This is a genomic window from Lacrimispora sp. BS-2 (assembly GCF_040207125.1).
Classification (GTDB): domain Bacteria; phylum Bacillota; class Clostridia; order Lachnospirales; family Lachnospiraceae; genus Lacrimispora.
This window is the reverse complement of sequence record NZ_CP157940.1, coordinates 1,558,125-1,575,058: the sequence shown is the minus strand read 5'-3', so window position 1 is coordinate 1,575,058 and position 16,934 is coordinate 1,558,125. Positions and strand designations below refer to the sequence as shown.

Sequence of the window (16,934 nt, the reverse complement as noted above, 5' to 3'; positions counted from 1 at the left end):
CGCGGCTGATACTTAGGTCAGGAGGAATGGCTTATGGAGCTTTGGGATGTTTATGATGAAAACCGGGTAGCCACCGGTAAAACCCATGTTCGCGGACTTCCGCTGGGTACAGGAGAATACCACCTTGTAGCGGATGTATGGCTGGTTAACGAGAATCAGGAGATTCTGCTGACCAGAAGGCATCCGGATAAGCCCTATGGCCTTATGTGGGAATGCACCGGAGGCTCTGTTCTTGCTGGAGAAACAAGCGTTGAAGGAGCCCTTCGTGAGCTTTCAGAAGAGGTTGGGATCCGGGCAGAAAAAGAGCAGCTCCTCCTGATTCATTCCATCCGCCTGAAGGAGCGGTTTGTGGACACCTATATCACCAGACAAAATGTTACCATAAAAGACATAACCATTCAGCAGGAAGAAGTGGTAGATGCAAAATTTGCCACATTTGAACAGCTTCTTGAAATGTGGAAACAGGGAATCGTAGTTCCCAAATCCCGGTTTCTTCTATATAAAGACAGGATCAGCGAATTCCTTCAACCGCCGTCATAGGATGACGACGGAATGAGTGAACTCATTTTTCATTTTTATTCCATATTTGTCCTGTAGAATAGTCTGATAAATATGGGAGCAGTAAAAATCCTGCCGGAGCATGGACCAGGCTGCTCCGGAAAGAATGAGCCTGGAATCGGCAGTTTTTGTGATGAGAGGGATGCTCCCTCTCTTTTTTATTTCTCCCATAAGGTCTGTGGAAGTTTTTTTAAAGCCTAAAACACGGGCATATGGGGCATAACCGGCGTTTCGTCCCAGAGTGACCTGGTGGGAAGTGATCCCGAGGGCGATATGGAGAAGGGCCCGGCTGATCCGGGTATAGGTATACTGCCTTGTTTTTAAGTGGTTGATTTTTTCCTCAAAAGGAAGGAAATCCGGAAGCTGCCTTAAAAGTCTGGCCGCCAATTCCTCTGAAACATCGGCATACTTTTCAAAGGGAATTCCCTCGTAGTCCAGTTTAAGCAGGGTGGTGTTTAACAAGGCGCTGAAATCATCAGGAAATACTGGAAAGCCCTTGGCCATTATCTGTTTTACGGAATCCGGTACCTGAATCAGAGAGGACTCCGCCTGTATCAGAATATCCGGGTTTTCACGAAGGACTTTTCGGATCCCGGTGGCAGAGCTGAAACCTTCTGGGGCAAGGCTGGTATCGTGATATCCATACCCTTTTCTGGAAATGGTGACGGGAGTCATTAAGCTTTTCTGCCGGTAAAGAGCCTTGCAATATTCGATTCCCAGAATGTTATTTGGGGACGCCAGAATGGAGGCGTCCTCCTCATCCAGGATCCCGCAGGAGATGAGAGCCTTGTTTCTGGCCTGGGGAAAGGTAGCCCCTTTTTTTAACTCCCTGCGCAGCTCCTTCGTATAAACAGAGGGCTCCGTGGCTAAAATAGAAGCAATACCGGAAAGTTTTTCCACATTTCCGCATTCGCTTCCAAAGCAGAGGCCGTCAACCACTCCCAGATTATTAAGGAGGGCAACACCGCAGGCGGCAAAATCCTCTGCACTGCTGGAGGCAAAGACTGACGGAAGCTCGATCACAAGATCGGCCCCGCAGGACAATGCCATGGCTGTTCTGGTATATTTATCATAGATGGCAGGAGATCCTCTTTGGACAAAATCTCCGCTCATGACAACGATGCAGTACTCTGACTGTGTCAGCTCCTTGGCCCTCCTGATATGATAGGCGTGTCCATCGTGAAAAGGGTTGTATTCAGCGATAATGCCAACGGCAAGAGAATTTTTATTTTTCATCTTAAAAAATATCCTTTTTCTTTTTATTATACTCTATTATGCGATTGTTTCGCAAAAAATGCAAATTATTTTAACACAACACTTGAAAATTTTGACGAATACTCATAGAATAGAGTTGAGAATCGGTGAAAAACATCGATTAAAAGAACAGGAGAATAGATAGGTATGAATTTTATCGTTGAAACATCAGCTCGTCATGTACATCTAACTCAGGAACATCTTGAGATTTTATTTGGAAAGGGCTATGAGTTAACAAAGAAAAAATATTTATCCCAGCCAGGCCAGTTTGCCTGTGAGGAGAGAGTGACTGTTATAGGTTCTAAGGGCGAGTTTAAAGGAATTTCCATTTTGGGACCGGTTAGAAAAGCGACTCAGGTAGAGCTTTCCGCAACCGATGCCCGTTCCATTGGAATTGCAGCGCCTTTGAGAGAATCCGGCGACGTTGCTGGCAGCGGTGCGTGCAAGATCATTGGACCTGTCGGTGAAATCGAGATAACAGAAGGCGTGATCGTTGCAAAACGTCATATCCATGCAACTCCTGCAGAAGCAGAAAAACTCGGTGTTAAGGATGATGAAATCGTATCTGTGAAGGTTGCTACAGACGGTAGAAGCCTTATCTTCGGAGATGTGGTTGTACGAGTAAAAGACAATTATGCTTTGGCAATGCACATTGATACAGATGAATCCAATGCGGCAAGCTGCAGCAGAGAACAGTACGGCGAAATTATTAAATAATAAAGGAGAATTAAAGAAAGATGAAAATTTTAGTTATTAACTGCGGAAGCTCTTCCTTAAAATACCAGTTGATCGATATGGAGAATGAGGGAGTCTTAGCAATCGGTTTATGCGAGAGAATCGGTATTAACGGTTCCAAGCTGTCTCACAAGGCAGAAGGAAAAGAGAAAATGGAAGTAGAAAAAGAGATGCCGAACCATACCGTTGCTATCAAGCTGGTTATGGATGCATTGGTTGACCCAACATACGGCATAATCAAAGATACCAGTGAAATTTCTGCGGTAGGCCACCGGGCTCTTCATGCCGGCACAATTTACAGCGATTCCATCGTAGTAAATGAAGATGTGAAAAAGGTTATCCGTGACTGTTTTGATTTAGGACCTTTGCATAATCCGGCAAACTTAATGGGAATTGAAGCATGTGAGAAAGCAATGCCAGGAGTTCCTAATGTAGCAGTATTTGATACCTCTTTCGGCATGGGAATGCCTGAAAAAGCCTCCATGTATGCAATTCCTCAGGAATATTATGAGAAATACAGCATTCGCCGTTACGGCTTCCATGGAACAAGCCACAAATTTGTATCCAATGAAGCCTTAAAGTATTGTGATCTGGATTCTAAGAACGGCAAGGTGATTGTTTGCCATTTAGGAAACGGAGCCAGCATTTCTGCATCCATCGGCGGCAAGTGCGTGGATACCAGCATGGGACTCACTCCTTTAGAGGGACTTATCATGGGTACCAGAAGTGGTGATATCGATCCTGCTGTTGTACAGTTTATCTGCAATAAGGAAGGCAAGAGCGTCAATGAGGTACTGGACATTTTAAATAAAAAATCCGGTATCCTTGGTATGTCCGGCGGTATTTCCAGCGATTTCCGTGATGTGCAGAAGGCACAGGGAGAAGGGAACCATCTGGCTGATGTTGCCATTCAGGCATTTATTTACCGCGTGGCAAAATACATCGGCGCTTATGCAGCAGCAATGAACGGCGTTGACGCCATTGTATTTACTGCAGGCGTAGGTGAGAACGATAGACCTATCAGAGGTGCGGTTTGCGAATATTTAGGCTATCTTGGTGTTTCCATTGATGATGAAATCAATAAAACAAGAGGAAAACGTGTCATGATCTCCACACCTGATTCTAAGGTAAAGGTATGCGTAATTCCTACCAATGAAGAGCTGGCCATTGCAAGAGAGACAAAGGCTCTGGTATAATCCGGTGAAGCGGGGCACACTGTGAGCAAGTGGCAAAGCGGATTATATCCGATTGACCTGCCCTATGGAAACATTTGTATCATTTGTGCCTGATGAGCAAGCTTCCACTTACAAATCGCACAAATGTTTCTGTACGGCTGAACTGTTACTTCAAATATGGAAATATTTGTTGACAAATTGTGCACCCATATGTATAATAACATAGGTGCGTATTAGGAGACTAGTATGCTTATTAATTTAACTGAGTTGTTCACCCTGGAAGGGAAAGAGAAAACTTACACACCCGATCTTGAGATGAAGGTCTATCACGGGCCAGGTGGTGATTATGAAGTGGTGGATGCAGAACCTGTGCTGCTGCGGATTATGAATCTGGGAGACAAAAAGCTGGAAGTGGAAGGAAAAGCGAAATTAGCTTTGCTCATTCCATGTGACCGTTGCTTGGAGCCGGTGCGTGTTGACCTGAATTTTGATGTAATTCGTACTCTTGATTTAAGTGAAACGGATACGGGTATTGTAGAAGATTTCAAAGAACAACCATTTGTTAATGGTTATAATCTGGATGTAGACCAGTTGGTTTGTGATGAACTCATACTGAACCTGCCTATGAAAGTTCTCTGCAGTGAAGACTGTAAGGGGATTTGTAATAGATGTGGAACAAATCTCAATCACGAGACTTGTGACTGCGATATTAGGTCTGCAGACCCTAGAATGGCAGTCATCCAGGATATTTTTAAACAGTTTAAGGAGGTGTAACCATGTCTATCTGTCCAAAGAACAAATCTTCTAAAGCAAGAAGAGACAAACGTAGAGCAAACTGGAAGATGAGCGCTCCAAACTTAGTGAAGTGCAGCAAGTGCGGTGCACTTATGATGCCTCACAGAGTATGCAAGGCTTGCGGTTCTTACAACAAGAAAGAAATCATTTCTGTTGAGTAATCTTTAAAAGAATAAGCTTATAAAGCTGGTAAAATAAGGCTTTCCGGATTTCCGGAAAGCCTTATTTTATCGGCCTTTTCATTTTTCAAAAGAGCCTTTCTCGTAGTTTGACTGCTTGATGCAGGGAAGTCAACCGGATATTCGCAATCCGCTTTGCTGCTTGATGAGGTTAAATTGAATGTTCAGAAGAACATACATTATTTTTCTTTCCCCGGTTGATTTCAAAATCATTTTGAATGACTTTGTTGTATACCGATATTACTTTATAAAAGTTATCGATTTCTTCAGGGGTGCATTCCTTTTTTAGTTCCCCCATTGTCTTGGCGATATCGATTGTATCATAAAGTTTATGTGCTTTGCTGAGTTTCACTCCTGTATCTGTAGCATACAGGAGCACATTTTTAGCATTTCCTTCTTTTTTTTCTTTTGTAACAAGTCCCTTTTCAGATAACCGGCTGACTGTTTGTGATAATGCACCTTTTGTTTTATTCCAATAGGAGGCCAGCTCTGTAATGGTTATACCTGGGTTTTCCTCAATATAAGTGAGTGTGTGTGCTTCAATCATGCTGAGCAGGATGCCAAGCCCATAATCATGTGTTGAGATTATATAGTCATTATATCGCATAACAAACTGATAAATACTATTGTGCCTTTCATTTAATGTGTGAAAAGTCTCGTCAATAATACTTTCATTTAAATTTTGGTTCTCTTTCATTTACTCATTCCCTTTTAATTAAATTTTGTGTAAAGTCCATAAAGGTAAACTTACCCAATCATAAGTCTAACACAATAATCTGGAAAAATCAAATAAAAAATCGAAAAAAGGTATAAAAATAGTATAGACATTAAACAAAAACATATTGACAAAGTTCTTGTATACCGATATAATTCAAATGTAAAATTGTTTAGGCATTAAACTAAAAGGAGGGTTTATTAAATGGGAGTCAAAGATTTTTGCAGCAAGTATTATGTAGATCGTATGGGGACAGCTTCCTTAAAATGGGATGCGCTCGATCTACGGTTTGGGGATCCGGATTTGATATCCATGTGGGTGGCAGATATGGAATTTAAAGTACCGGAAGCTGTTGTTGAAGCATTACATAAGAGGGTTGATCATGGCATATTTGGCTATTCTTTCGTGCCGGATTCCTATTACGAGGCTGTTATTGATTGGGAATACAGCCATCATGGTTACAAAATGAAAAAAGAATGGATGCGGATTTCTCCCGGAGTTGTGGCGGCTTTGTATTGGGCGGTTAATATGTATACGGAAGAAAATGACTCCGTCATTATTCTTACACCGGTATATTATCCATTCCACAACTGTGTGAAAGACAGCAAACGTAATCTGGTTACTTGTGATTTGAATTATGATAAAGGGATCTATACCATTGATTTTGAAGCGTTTGAAAAGAAAATTGAAGAGAACCATGTAAAGATGTATATTATGTGTTCTCCTCACAATCCTGCAGGCCGTGTATGGACGGAAGAAGAGCTGGAGAAAATGCTGGAGATCTGCGCGCGCCATAATGTTTTGGTTGTATCTGACGAAATCCATCAGGATTTGGTGTTTGGAGAGAAAAAACATATTCCGGCAGCAACTATAGCCAACGGAAAATATGGGGACAATATGATTACTGCCTTTGCAGCATCTAAAACCTTTAATCTGGCAACTTGCTTAACTTCAACGATTGTAATCAAAAATGAGGAATTAAGAAAAACCTGGGATGAGTTCACCAGAGTATTTAATAATGTGGAGGTAAATATATTCGGTATTACGGCAGTGGAGGCCGCTTTAAGAGGGGGGAATGAGTGGTATCAATCCCTGAAGAAGGTGATCTGTCACAATTATCAGATGGTAGTGGAAGAGATGAAAGAGTTCCCGGAAGTTTATATTGTTCCACTTGAAGGAACTTACCTGCTTTTCATGGATTTAAGGAATTATGTAGACATTGAACAAATAAAAGAATTTACACAAAATCAGTGCAGACTGGCTGTCGATTACGGTGAATGGTTCGGTGAGAACTGGAAAGGCTTTATCCGGCTGAACTTAGGAACGACGCCTGAAATAGTAATGAGTGCAATTGAAAGCATAAAGACAAATTTAAGAAAAATTAATAGGTAAATACTGAAAAGTGATTGGAGAGAAACATATGAAAAACATTTGGAATACATATAAATCTTCCGTAATATTACTGGGTTCAATGGTTCTGGGAGGAGTGATCGGTCTTTTCTGGGGGAAAGGCGCAAAAATACTGCAGCCGGTTGCGGACATCTTCTTAAATTTGCTTTACTGTTGTGTTGTTCCCCTGATTTTCTGCTCATTGACTTCGGCGATTGCCAAAATGGAGAATTTGGTGAAACTAAGAAAAATACTGATCACGTTTCTGATAGGCACGATCATAACCGGAGTGATTTCATGTCTTTTCATGGTAGCTGCTGCACTGATGTTTGACCCAGCCAAAGGCGCTGTGCTGGATCTTGCAGAAAAGGCGGATAATGTGAACAGCAGCATGAATTTCTTAGGTATGTTTACAGTTAATGATTTTCCACTTTTATTTTCTAAAAGCAATCTGATGGCTTTGATTGTATTTACCGTTATGTTTTCAATCGCAATTATTATGGCTGGAGAAAAAGGAAAGCCGGTTCTAAAACTTATGGAAGGACTGTCCGATATCATTGTGAATGTGATTGGAATCGTAATGAAGATTGCACCGATTGGTTTGGGGTGTTATTTTGCGATCTTAATCGGAGAATATGGAGATCAGGTAATAGGACCTCTTTCCCGTGCCATTATCATTTATTGTGCTGTCATCGTTGTCTATTTTGTTTTTTCACAAACGGTCATGGCTTATATTGGCGCCGGTACAGCCGGAGTGAAACGGTGGTGGAAGACCGCACTTGCTCCAACATTAACCGCACTGGGAACTTGTTCTTCAGCGGCAACTCTTCCTCTGAATATGATTCAGGGCAAACAATTGGGTATTCCTGATGATATTGCGGATATTACCATACCGTTAGGAGCAAATTTACATAAAGACGGCGCATGTATTATCCAAATCCTGAAAATTGCTTTTTTATGTTCGATATTTGGAATTCCTTATGCAACACCCAGAAATATTATTATGTCCATCGTTGTGGCGGTGGTAGCATCTGTTGTCATGGGAGGAATTCCGGCCGGTGGATATGTTGCTGAAATATTCATTATATCGGCATTTGGATTCCCTACCGTTGCCATACCGGTTATGGTATTGATCGGGACCATAACAGATGCTCCTGCTACTGTAGTGAATGTAACGGGGGATACAGGACTTGCTATGGTGATAGCGAGGATCGTTGACGGTAAGGACTGGATGAAAAAAGAAAAAGATCGTTTTTGCGGCTGAGTACTTTAAATTGGGGAGTAGTTGGCAAGCTAAATGCGACAACAAGAGACGGACTATCGGCGGAATGCTGATCGTCCGTCTTTTCCGTTAAGAGAGGGAGAAGCCGTGAGTTTCCTTACATCTCCCCTCAAGATGTACTTAGCACAAGAGAGCTTTTCTGATCGTTCTATGACCAGTTTCGGATAATAGGGGGAGGCTTAAGATATTTGCAAATATTGGCTTTTATGTTATAATATCAAATAAAAATAAAGGGTTCTGGAGGTATAATTTGGCACGGCTATATACAAAAAAAAGGATTCGGGATATGTGCGTTAAAATGCTGAATGAGCGCCCGTTGAATAAAATTACAGTAAAAGATATTGTTACAGCCTGTGATATTAACAGAAATACTTTTTATTACCATTATCCGGATATATATGCTATTCTATCGGAAATTTTCCAGTCGGAGCTTCAAACTGCCATTGATGAATATAACGATACCCTTTCATGGGAGGAAGGATTTCTTGTTGCGGCTAAATTTGCAATGGTAAACAGAAGAGCGGTTTATCATGTATATAATTCCATGCAGAGAGAGGAATTGGAAAACTATATTTTCAGCGTCGCCGGAAATGTTATGTACCGTTATGTTGAAAGAGAAAGCGAAAGCAAAGGGATTCAAGCTTCCACCAAAGATAAGAAACTTATAGCCTATTTCTATCAATGCGCTCTTACTGAAATGGTGCTGCACTGGATAGGCTCAGGAATGAAAGAAGATCCCAATGTAATTATCAGACGTATCGGCGAGCTTTTTGACGGTCATATTACCCTGTCTCTAAAAAAGAGCGGAAAACTTGATTTTTAAAATATTATTAAATAAAATGGATGATTAAAGTAAACAAACTTTAAAATAAGCAAACAGGCGGGAAAGACAGGGCAATATTTCAATCTGATTTTTTTAAAGTATTTGCGGCTTGCGGAATTCGATTATTTTAAGGTCTAAATATTAGACAAATAAGCCCAAGTGTTCGAAAATTGAACACTTGGGCTTATTTGTCTAATGAAAAGTTGTGAAAAAGTTATATGATAAACTCAATTAGGAAATAAGAGCGCCGGCGTTTACAAAAATTGATGGGATATTGCCTATTGTTGAGGCCGGATGAGCGCTCAAAATCTAATTAAAGCAAAATAATATGAAGGGAGTGGCAAAAGCCTGTTTTTCATAAATGGCTTAAATACATAAAACCTCTATATTTAGCCATTTGAAATATATGGTTTTTGTTACTGTTATTCATTTATTTTGCTATACATTACTTCAGTTAGTAAAAATCTTGAAAGAGAGGCAAAGAATGAAAATTAAAACTCATGATGAAAGACTTACTCTTACAAACGGTACATATCATGCATTGGTTCATGCAAGAAAGCCGGAAGGAATCGAAGATAAGAAAGCTTATTTAATCGGTACCGGCATCGGTGCCTTGGCAGCAGGCTGCTTTTTGATTCGGGACGCCCATATGGACGGCAGTAAAATTGTTTTTTTAGAGCAGCTTGACCTTCCAGGAGGTTCTTTAGACGGTGCAGTTATGCAAAACGCAGGTTATGTAGCACGCGGCGGCCGTGAAATGGGCCAGTGCTTCGAGGTTCTCTGGAACTTATTCAGCTCTTTACCTTCAACAGAGGATCCGAATATGACTGTATTGGATCATCTGTATTATACAAACCTTGAAGACCCCAACTTCAGCAATTGCCGTATTACAAAAGAACGCGGCGTTCGCTATGACAACGGTAAATTCAATTTAGGCCAGGAACTTGCAAAAGAACTTGCCATGTTTGTAGCAACATCCGATGAAGAGCTTGAAAACAAAACCATAGAAGATATATTCTCCGACAAGCTTCTTGACAGTGATTTCTGGACATATTGGAGAACCATGTTTGCCTTTGAAAACTGGCACAGCGCACTTGAAATGAAGCTTTATATGAACCGTTTCATACATCATGTGGGCGGTTTGCCTAACCTTTCAGCTTTGCAGTTCTCACGCCATGACCAGTACACTTCCTTCGTAATGCCTATGGTTAAATATCTGGAGGAAAATGGAGCAACATTCAGATATGGAGTTACCGTAAACAATGTAGAGTTTGCAATTTCTCAAGAAAAGAAAGCTGCTACAAAGATTATTGCAGTAGATAAAGAAGGAAAAGATATTTCTATAGACTTGTCGGAAAATGATTTAGTATTTATTACAAATGGTTCCATGACAGAAGGCTCCGGATGCGGCGATGACAATACGCCTGCTCCTTTCAATAAAGAACCTGGCGGATGCTGGACACTTTGGAAAAATATCGCCGATCAATGCGATGAATTCGGAAGACCGGATAAATTCTGCGGAGAGCCTGAAAAATCCAATTGGGAATCCTGTACTGTAACATGCCATGACGAAAGCGTGCCCAAATATATTGAAAAGATTACAAAACGCTCACCTTATACAGGCCGTACAGTAACAGGCGGTATCGTTACCGCATTGGATTCTTCATGGCTTATGAGCTGGACAATAAACCGTCAGGAGCAGTACTACGGACAGCCTGAAAAAGACGTTGTAGTTTGGGTATACGGATTATTCTCCGATGTTCCGGGAGACTATATTAAAAAGCCCATGAGAGACTGTACCGGCAAGGAAATCACAAAAGAATGGTTGTATCATATAGGCGTACCTGTTAATGAAATAGAGGAGTTAGCCAATACATGTACAGCTATCCCAGTAATGATGCCATTCATAACTTCTCAATTTATGCCCCGTGAATCTGGTGACCGTCCTTATGTAGTGCCTAGGAATGCAGTAAACTTTGCTTTCCTTGGACAGTTCGCTGAAACATTGGATGATCCCGGCCGCGATACAGTATTTACCATTGAATATTCCGGACGTACAGCTATGGAAGCCGTATATGTTTTAACCGGAGTGGAAAAGGGTGTTCCCGAAGTATTTGGTTCCCGTTACGATATTCGTTATCTTCTCAGCGCAGCCATATGTCTGCTTGACGGAGAAAAACCGAAGCTCAACCTGCCTCCTCTTACAAAACGCAAGATTATGAAGCAGTTAGCAGGAACGGACATTGAGGTAATGCTGAAAGAACATGGGGTTTTATAAATTAACCAAAGTTGTAAAATTAGATAAAAAGGTTAAAATCCCGGTTTTTTAAAAGCCGGGATTTTAATTTATAGCCAGTCAAATTAAAAAATGTACAGATTCCATTTAAGAAGGGTTCTAAAAGTTCTATATCAGTCATAGAGCATGTTTTGAAACTTTTAAAAATGCATTGTTCATGGATTTTAAAACAAGCTTGAATTTATTTGACTATAAATATCGTGCAAAGGGGAATTTTTCATGAAGGATAAACACGACATTGAGCCGCGCTGTATTCCCTCAATTGAAGCCATGCAGGAGCAGTATGAAAAGCAGCTGCGAAAGGAATCTTCACAGTTATTAGAGGATGAGCACAATAAAATTACAGACGGGCAAGGAGGCTTTTTCAAGGCCTTTAGAAGATTTGAACAGATAAGCGAAAGCTCTGCGGCGGATGAAAATACAGACATTGAATATTTTGAAAAATACAGGGCCTATGTTGAAAAGGAAACAGCAAATCAGGGTTTGACAATAGAGGAAATTGAAAATCTGATTGAGTACGAGACTTTTTTTCTTAAATGGGAAAGGCGGGTTAGTTATGAGAGCAATAATTATTCCCATCATAGAAGCAATTCCGCTACGAGATACAGGGTTGACCGTATAGAGCACCTAAGAAAAGAGATAGAAAAGCTTTTGGACGGCTCTGCCGAAGCATGGGAATTTTATCATACCCGTCAATTGCTGAGCGATATAGAAACCCAGCATCAGCAGCGCTTAGTAACGGTTCCTTATGTAATGGAAGCAAAGGAAAAGGTAATAGATTCTTTAAATCATGGAATGCCGGTATATATTGTAGGGCATTTAGGAAGCGGAAAGACCCAGCTTGCCACGGAAGCCGCCATGGATTTTTCAATACAAAATAAAATTCAAGCAGAACTTGAAGATCAAATGGAGAAATGGTATTGCGCCAATCCAAAGGCCGGGGAACAAGAGGCTATTGAAAAATTCAAGGAGATAAATACACAGCGAAAGCAGCATTATAAGGAAATACTGACAAATGGAAGGCAAGAAGAGATAGAGTCTTTGCAGCCGCTCTTTATATCCGGTTCTCACAATCTGACCTATGAAGATATGTTTGTGGAGAAGACACTGACCCTCAAACATAGCTTTTCTCAGAAATCCTATCATGATTATCTGGATATGATCATCGGAGATTTTTATCAGTGGCTGCATGAAAACGAAGAAAAGCTTCAGCAGATGACGGAAGAAGAAAAGCTTCAGCTTAAAATACAGATATGGAACAGCTTCTCCGATTTATTGGTTGCAAGCAACAGTGCTTTCGGTACGGAAATCAAGAAAATTGAGAAGGAAATATTGATCGCGGTAAAAGAAGGCCGGCCTGTAATTATTGACGAGATTAACACCATCGCGATGCAGAATCTCATTGCATTAAACGATATACTGCAGCGCCATGCAGGGGGTACGGCTTATATTACAGGGGTAGGTCCTGTATTGATTAAGCCGGGGTTTGCATTGATAGGAACAGGAAATCTATCTACCCAGATGGTTAATTATGAAGGCACAAACGAACTTAACCCTGCGTTTAAATCCCGGTTTGTAACTATAGAATATAATTACGTTTCCCAGAATACCAAAGGCTCTATGGAAGAACAGGCAGACCCGAAAAAAAACGAACTTTTCAGAGTTATTATTGCAAGGCTTTCGAGTGCTAACGGAACAATTCAAATACCTAATCCCAAACGGACCCTTGAAGAGCTGTTTCGGTTTTCTCAGCTTTGCCGTGTTACCCAAAATGTATTTATGGGCAAATGGAAGGATGAAGAGCAAAAGGATTTTTCCGGTGAGGAGCTGGAGCTTAGAGAATCCGTATTGTCCATAAGAAATATTCTGCATGTTTTGGACAATTGGAATCAAGGAGAAGAAAAGGATTTAAGCAAGGCCCTGTGGGACGGATTTATAAGCTCTATCACTTATTCCGACGATCAGAATTATATTCTTTCCCAGGCAGTGCGCTTTGGCTTTTTTCCGGCAGAGGAAGGCTGGAAGATTGAAACCAAAGGCATAGGAGAATCAATCACCACTTACGACGAAATCAGAACCCGCCCTTATCGCTATGTTCGCCCCAAAACCCAGACCTTGAGCCATTTGGATGTAGTTCATATGCTTTTTGGAAAGGGTACCCAAAGAAAAAATATACCGGAAGAATTAAAGAACATTTTTCAAGCGGACCTGGAAGATACGCTGAGGATTGATGCAAAAAAATATCAGCTGCTGGATCAGAAATTATCCCATTTGGAACATTCAAAAGCTCTCCTTGAGCATTTGGAGAATCATGGAGGCTAAAATGAAGCTGAATTTATCGGTTGATGAGGAAAATTTTAAAATGCAGGTAAAAGACTTAAGGCAAAAACTAAATAAAATTCTGGAAACAGGAATTTTAGAAGATGATTTTGAAAAATGCCTTGAAGTGCTTTCCGCTAAGGAGGAAAAGCTTCTTACGGAGATGATTCCCCATTACAGGGCATATGCAGGAAATTCAAAGGATGCCATAAAAACAGAATCTATAACAAAGCTGGGAGCCTGTGGCTTTGAAGGATTTTTTCAAAGTGTTTTAAGGCTTTCCCAGGATATGTTTGTTGCTGGAAGTACAGATTGTGCATTGCAGTTTTTTCAGATCAGTAAAAGAACGGAACCTTCCGGCAAGGAAAGGATTCAGGAGGAATGGGGTCTGCCCATTAAAGATATTAAAGAAAAGATATCGGCCTTTCACAGGCTGAATAAGAATGAAATTCTGCTTTTTGGAAGCAAAGGCGGCTGCTATTTATTATCATGCAGCAACTTTAAACAAATCCCCAATGGAAGCGGGGAGATGCATATAAAAAAGATAAAGACAGAAACAGGAATGAGCTGGTTTGGCCAATGCCTGTCAATAAGCCATAATTTGATAGCCGCGGAAAAAGAGCAGGAAGAGCTGGTTTTGCTGGAAATAGTTAAAGAAAAAGAAGAATACCGCCTGATACTTCATAAAGACGCTTCTCTTCCTATTTCAAACATAAATGGAATGGAGAAAACAGGAGCGGATGATTTTGCCGTCGGCACCAAAACAGGAGAAATATATTTTATAAAACAGAAATATAATCATTTTTCTATCGTAAATGAAATTAAAATTCCAGATTGCGAAATACGCAAAATCCATTGTCTCGAAAATGAAAAGGGTCAGAAGGATACTCTTTTGTCCATAGGGAATCATGGTAAGCTTCATATCATTTCTCTTGACGGGGCGGATAGAAACATTCTTGATGAAGGAAATTTTCTTAAAGGGAATCTTTTTGATGCAGAGTCTTCAAAAGGAACAGCCGTAATATTAAGCGAAGACGGAATGATATATTTGCTGGAAGAAAATTTTGGAAAATGGCATATCAATAAAGATTCAATGCTGGAAGGGGCCTTTTTTACCGATGTGCTGAAGCTTTATCCATCAAAGTATTTGCTGATGGGGGTAGAAGGAGAATTATGCACACTAAATATTAATAGAATCGATACCCCGGAAGCTTTGTGGGATCTGCCGTTATATCAGTAGGAGGGAAGGGGCTTGCCTAATTATGATGAACAGAAGCTGATAGAAGAGTCAACAAAACATGTGGAATCCTTTTTGCAGAGAGAGCAGCGTTCGTTAGCTACGTTTACAGGGGATTCCAGTCTGATGTATATGCCTGATCCAAAGCTTGAAAGATTTTTGTTAAATCCGTCCAAGGGCATATTATATCTTCCGCTGGCGGCTTTTTTGGACAGGGACTTAGATGAAAATCAGATTTTATGGCATATTTATTATGAGCTTGCCATGTATCCCGATTGGAAAAAACAAACGAAAGCTTATCTGTACAGAAGCAAAGGGTGGAAAAAAGAAAAAGACAGAATGACCGGATATATCCTTCATCGCATTGAGAAAGAAGGGCTTGGAAAAGATAGGGCATATCAGCCGGATATGATAGCCGGATATGTCAAAAAGGAAATACTTGATGCTTTGCACAGGCTGGATAAGCTGACTTCCTTTTTAAGGGTACTGCAAATGTGCCCTGTTTACAGAGATGAAGCTAATTTTAAAAAGATAGCTGCATATATGGAGCAGACAGGCAATAAAATGAAGGCTATTGATGAAATGCCGAAGCACAGGGCATTTATCAATAGTTTTATCTTTAAGGAAATTTATAAATCAACGCCTGAGATTAAAGGCTGCGGTGAGAATCCATTGAGCAAAAGGATATTGAATCAGCCTTTTTTGGATTTTATTCATTCTCAATTAGTAAGTCAGATAAACAGCGAAGAGGGTATTTTAGAAAGAGATTCCCTGATTCGTTCTTTTATTTATCCTGTATTTGAGCAATTATGGAAAGAAGAAATAGATGCAATGGAATTTTTTAAATCCCAAGGCGCATCTCAGGAACAGGTAAGTGAAAGAAAAAGTCCTTTTGAACAATCGGAAGAAGAAAAAAGGGATACATTGGAATCCACTGAGGAAGAAGAAAAAACGATTCTTGAAGAGATGCTGGACCAGCAGGAAAAAAACAATGAAATAGTTCAAAATACAATGATTGGAAAGGTCGATTTAACATCTTACGGCATCAGCCAGAATGATCAGCAGCTTTTTCAGTATTACTCAAATAAAATGAAGCCGGAAAGAAAGCAGATGCGCCAATTCTGGAGTAAACTTATTGGAGATGCCAAAAAAGAAATCAGCGTAAAAAAAGACGGGCAAATAAAAGGCAAGCTGGACGTTAACAGTTTTATTGCCGCCTATCCGGATTTTGTGGAAGCGGAGAAAAAAGGAAATTATAAAAATCTTCCCGTGTTCAGCAGATATTTGCTGGAAACCCAGGCAGAGCAATTGCCGGAACGAATCGAAATTTCTTTTGTTATAGATAATTCAGGCTCCATGAATGCTGCAAAGATTGAATCTGCAAGAGAAGCGCTGGCCGTAACGTTGCTGTCAATTGATGATTTGAACACATATCTTAAACGAAATGCTGAACAATTAAACCAGAAAATAGAAGTCTTAAGCGAAACATGGTTTTACGGAAGTAAATATTATCATATGAAAGAATTTAAGGACAAAACCTCCGGAGAAAAAGAATCGGCGGATATAATCCGTTCCATCGTAAGGCTTAATTCTACCGATGGCGCTACAGACGATGCAAGCTGCCTGAAAGAAATATCCGGAAGCATCACTCCTGTAGAAGAAAGGCAGCTTAAAATCGGAAAGCATATAAAAATAGTTTTTGAAATTACTGACGGAGCCTCCAGTTTTCCCGGCCTGACCAAGGACGCTGTCCAAGAGCTTTTATCGAAAGATGTTGCCCTTTACGCTTTTCAAATCGGAAAGAACAGTGCAGCCAGCGAAAGCACATTTAATTTTATATGGAATGACGGCTACAAGGAGCCTCACGGCATAATATTAGGAGAACAAGTGGAGAAGCTTCCTAAAGAACTGCTGAAAGCCGTAAAAAAGAATATGCAGTCTATTTTCAAGAGCTGACGGATAAGCCTGAATGCGAGGAATGCCAACTTTTTACGGATAGAAATGGTTACCCGCTCGATAAGCAGCTCTTTAGAGAAAACGCTGCTTTTGTAAGGAATGCATTAGTGATGAAAAAAATCAATTAGTAGAATAGATAAGCAATAAGACGGTATAGAAGAAGCAATTTTCACACTTTTATAAAAAAAGTTCAAAAATCATTGTAAAAAATGTTGAAAAAC

The 16,934-nt window shown here is 40.4% G+C and carries 14 protein-coding genes; 12 read left to right on the top strand and 2 right to left on the bottom strand.

What is annotated here, in order from left to right:
- The first annotated feature begins 33 nt into the window (after positions 1 to 33).
- The gene (locus tag ABFV83_RS07495; RefSeq protein ID WP_349948273.1) at positions 34 to 540 is read left to right on the top strand and encodes an NUDIX domain-containing protein; all 507 of its coding nucleotides are present in this window, start codon (positions 34 to 36) and stop codon (positions 538 to 540) included.
- Here ABFV83_RS07495 and ABFV83_RS07490 read toward each other — a convergent pair.
- Positions 535 to 1,794 (bottom strand): nucleotidyltransferase, encoded by a 1,260-nt coding sequence (locus tag ABFV83_RS07490; RefSeq protein ID WP_349948272.1) that lies wholly within the window; start codon positions 1,792 to 1,794, stop codon positions 535 to 537. The two genes, ABFV83_RS07495 and ABFV83_RS07490, sit on opposite strands and share 6 nt — an antisense overlap.
- Positions 1,795 to 1,959: 165 nt before the next feature.
- Here ABFV83_RS07490 and ABFV83_RS07485 point away from each other — a divergent pair, with 165 nt between their 5' ends.
- From ABFV83_RS07485 to rpmF, 4 genes are all read left to right on the top strand, one after another.
- Complete coding sequence (locus ABFV83_RS07485; RefSeq protein ID WP_349948271.1) at positions 1,960 to 2,529, top strand: phosphate propanoyltransferase; 570 nt, start codon at positions 1,960 to 1,962, stop codon at positions 2,527 to 2,529.
- Positions 2,530 to 2,549: 20 nt separating this feature from the next.
- A complete protein-coding gene (locus ABFV83_RS07480) occupies positions 2,550 to 3,743 on the top strand; it encodes an acetate kinase (protein WP_349948270.1) in 1,194 nt (397 codons plus the stop codon).
- Positions 3,744 to 3,968: 225 nt separating this feature from the next.
- Entirely contained in the window at positions 3,969 to 4,496 is a 528-nt protein-coding gene (locus ABFV83_RS07475) for a DUF177 domain-containing protein (RefSeq protein WP_349948269.1), read from the top strand.
- 2 nt (positions 4,497 to 4,498) lie between these two features.
- The gene (rpmF, locus tag ABFV83_RS07470) at positions 4,499 to 4,678 is read left to right on the top strand and encodes a 50S ribosomal protein L32 (protein WP_158418430.1); all 180 of its coding nucleotides are present in this window, start codon (positions 4,499 to 4,501) and stop codon (positions 4,676 to 4,678) included.
- Between the two features lie 169 nt (positions 4,679 to 4,847).
- On the opposite strand, the gene ABFV83_RS07465 is transcribed toward rpmF, so the two are convergent.
- A complete protein-coding gene (locus ABFV83_RS07465; RefSeq protein WP_349948268.1) occupies positions 4,848 to 5,393 on the bottom strand; it encodes a MarR family transcriptional regulator in 546 nt (181 codons plus the stop codon).
- 222 nt (positions 5,394 to 5,615) lie between these two features.
- On the opposite strand from ABFV83_RS07465, the gene ABFV83_RS07460 reads away from it, so the two are divergent.
- The 7 genes from ABFV83_RS07460 (at position 5,616) to ABFV83_RS07430 (ending at position 16,713) form a co-directional block, all read left to right on the top strand.
- The gene (locus ABFV83_RS07460) at positions 5,616 to 6,803 is read left to right on the top strand and encodes a MalY/PatB family protein (protein WP_349948267.1); all 1,188 of its coding nucleotides are present in this window, start codon (positions 5,616 to 5,618) and stop codon (positions 6,801 to 6,803) included.
- Positions 6,804 to 6,831: 28 nt separating this feature from the next.
- Entirely contained in the window at positions 6,832 to 8,064 is a 1,233-nt protein-coding gene (locus tag ABFV83_RS07455) for a dicarboxylate/amino acid:cation symporter (RefSeq protein WP_349948266.1), read from the top strand.
- Positions 8,065 to 8,332: 268 nt separating this feature from the next.
- Complete coding sequence (locus ABFV83_RS07450; RefSeq protein ID WP_349948265.1) at positions 8,333 to 8,905, top strand: TetR-like C-terminal domain-containing protein; 573 nt, start codon at positions 8,333 to 8,335, stop codon at positions 8,903 to 8,905.
- A gap of 484 nt (positions 8,906 to 9,389) precedes the next feature.
- A complete protein-coding gene (locus ABFV83_RS07445; protein WP_349948264.1) occupies positions 9,390 to 11,183 on the top strand; it encodes an oleate hydratase in 1,794 nt (597 codons plus the stop codon).
- A 237-nt stretch (positions 11,184 to 11,420) separates the two neighbouring features.
- Entirely contained in the window at positions 11,421 to 13,523 is a 2,103-nt protein-coding gene (locus tag ABFV83_RS07440; RefSeq protein ID WP_349948263.1) for a hypothetical protein, read from the top strand.
- A gap of 1 nt (position 13,524) precedes the next feature.
- Positions 13,525 to 14,760, top strand: coding sequence for a hypothetical protein (locus tag ABFV83_RS07435; RefSeq protein WP_349948262.1), 1,236 nt, complete (start codon positions 13,525 to 13,527; stop codon positions 14,758 to 14,760).
- A 12-nt stretch (positions 14,761 to 14,772) separates the two neighbouring features.
- Positions 14,773 to 16,713 carry a vWA domain-containing protein gene (locus ABFV83_RS07430; RefSeq protein WP_349948261.1) on the top strand — a complete coding sequence of 647 codons (1,941 nt, stop codon included), beginning with the start codon at positions 14,773 to 14,775 and terminating at the stop codon, positions 16,711 to 16,713.
- Positions 16,714 to 16,934: the final 221 nt, after the last annotated feature.

Bases quoted from the DNA above. Each gene is read 5' to 3' on its own strand.
- ABFV83_RS07495 (WP_349948273.1), top strand. From the start codon at position 34: ATGGAGCTTTGGGATGTTTATGATGAAAACCGGGTAGCCACCGGTAAA.
- ABFV83_RS07490 (WP_349948272.1), bottom strand. From the start codon at position 1,794: ATGAAAAATAAAAATTCTCTTGCCGTTGGCATTATCGCTGAATACAAC.
- ABFV83_RS07485 (WP_349948271.1), top strand. From the start codon at position 1,960: ATGAATTTTATCGTTGAAACATCAGCTCGTCATGTACATCTAACTCAG.
- ABFV83_RS07480 (WP_349948270.1), top strand. From the start codon at position 2,550: ATGAAAATTTTAGTTATTAACTGCGGAAGCTCTTCCTTAAAATACCAG.
- ABFV83_RS07475 (WP_349948269.1), top strand. From the start codon at position 3,969: ATGCTTATTAATTTAACTGAGTTGTTCACCCTGGAAGGGAAAGAGAAA.
- rpmF (WP_158418430.1), top strand. From the start codon at position 4,499: ATGTCTATCTGTCCAAAGAACAAATCTTCTAAAGCAAGAAGAGACAAA.
- ABFV83_RS07465 (WP_349948268.1), bottom strand. From the start codon at position 5,393: ATGAAAGAGAACCAAAATTTAAATGAAAGTATTATTGACGAGACTTTT.
- ABFV83_RS07460 (WP_349948267.1), top strand. From the start codon at position 5,616: ATGGGAGTCAAAGATTTTTGCAGCAAGTATTATGTAGATCGTATGGGG.
- ABFV83_RS07455 (WP_349948266.1), top strand. From the start codon at position 6,832: ATGAAAAACATTTGGAATACATATAAATCTTCCGTAATATTACTGGGT.
- ABFV83_RS07445 (WP_349948264.1), top strand. From the start codon at position 9,390: ATGAAAATTAAAACTCATGATGAAAGACTTACTCTTACAAACGGTACA.
- ABFV83_RS07440 (WP_349948263.1), top strand. From the start codon at position 11,421: ATGAAGGATAAACACGACATTGAGCCGCGCTGTATTCCCTCAATTGAA.
- ABFV83_RS07435 (WP_349948262.1), top strand. From the start codon at position 13,525: ATGAAGCTGAATTTATCGGTTGATGAGGAAAATTTTAAAATGCAGGTA.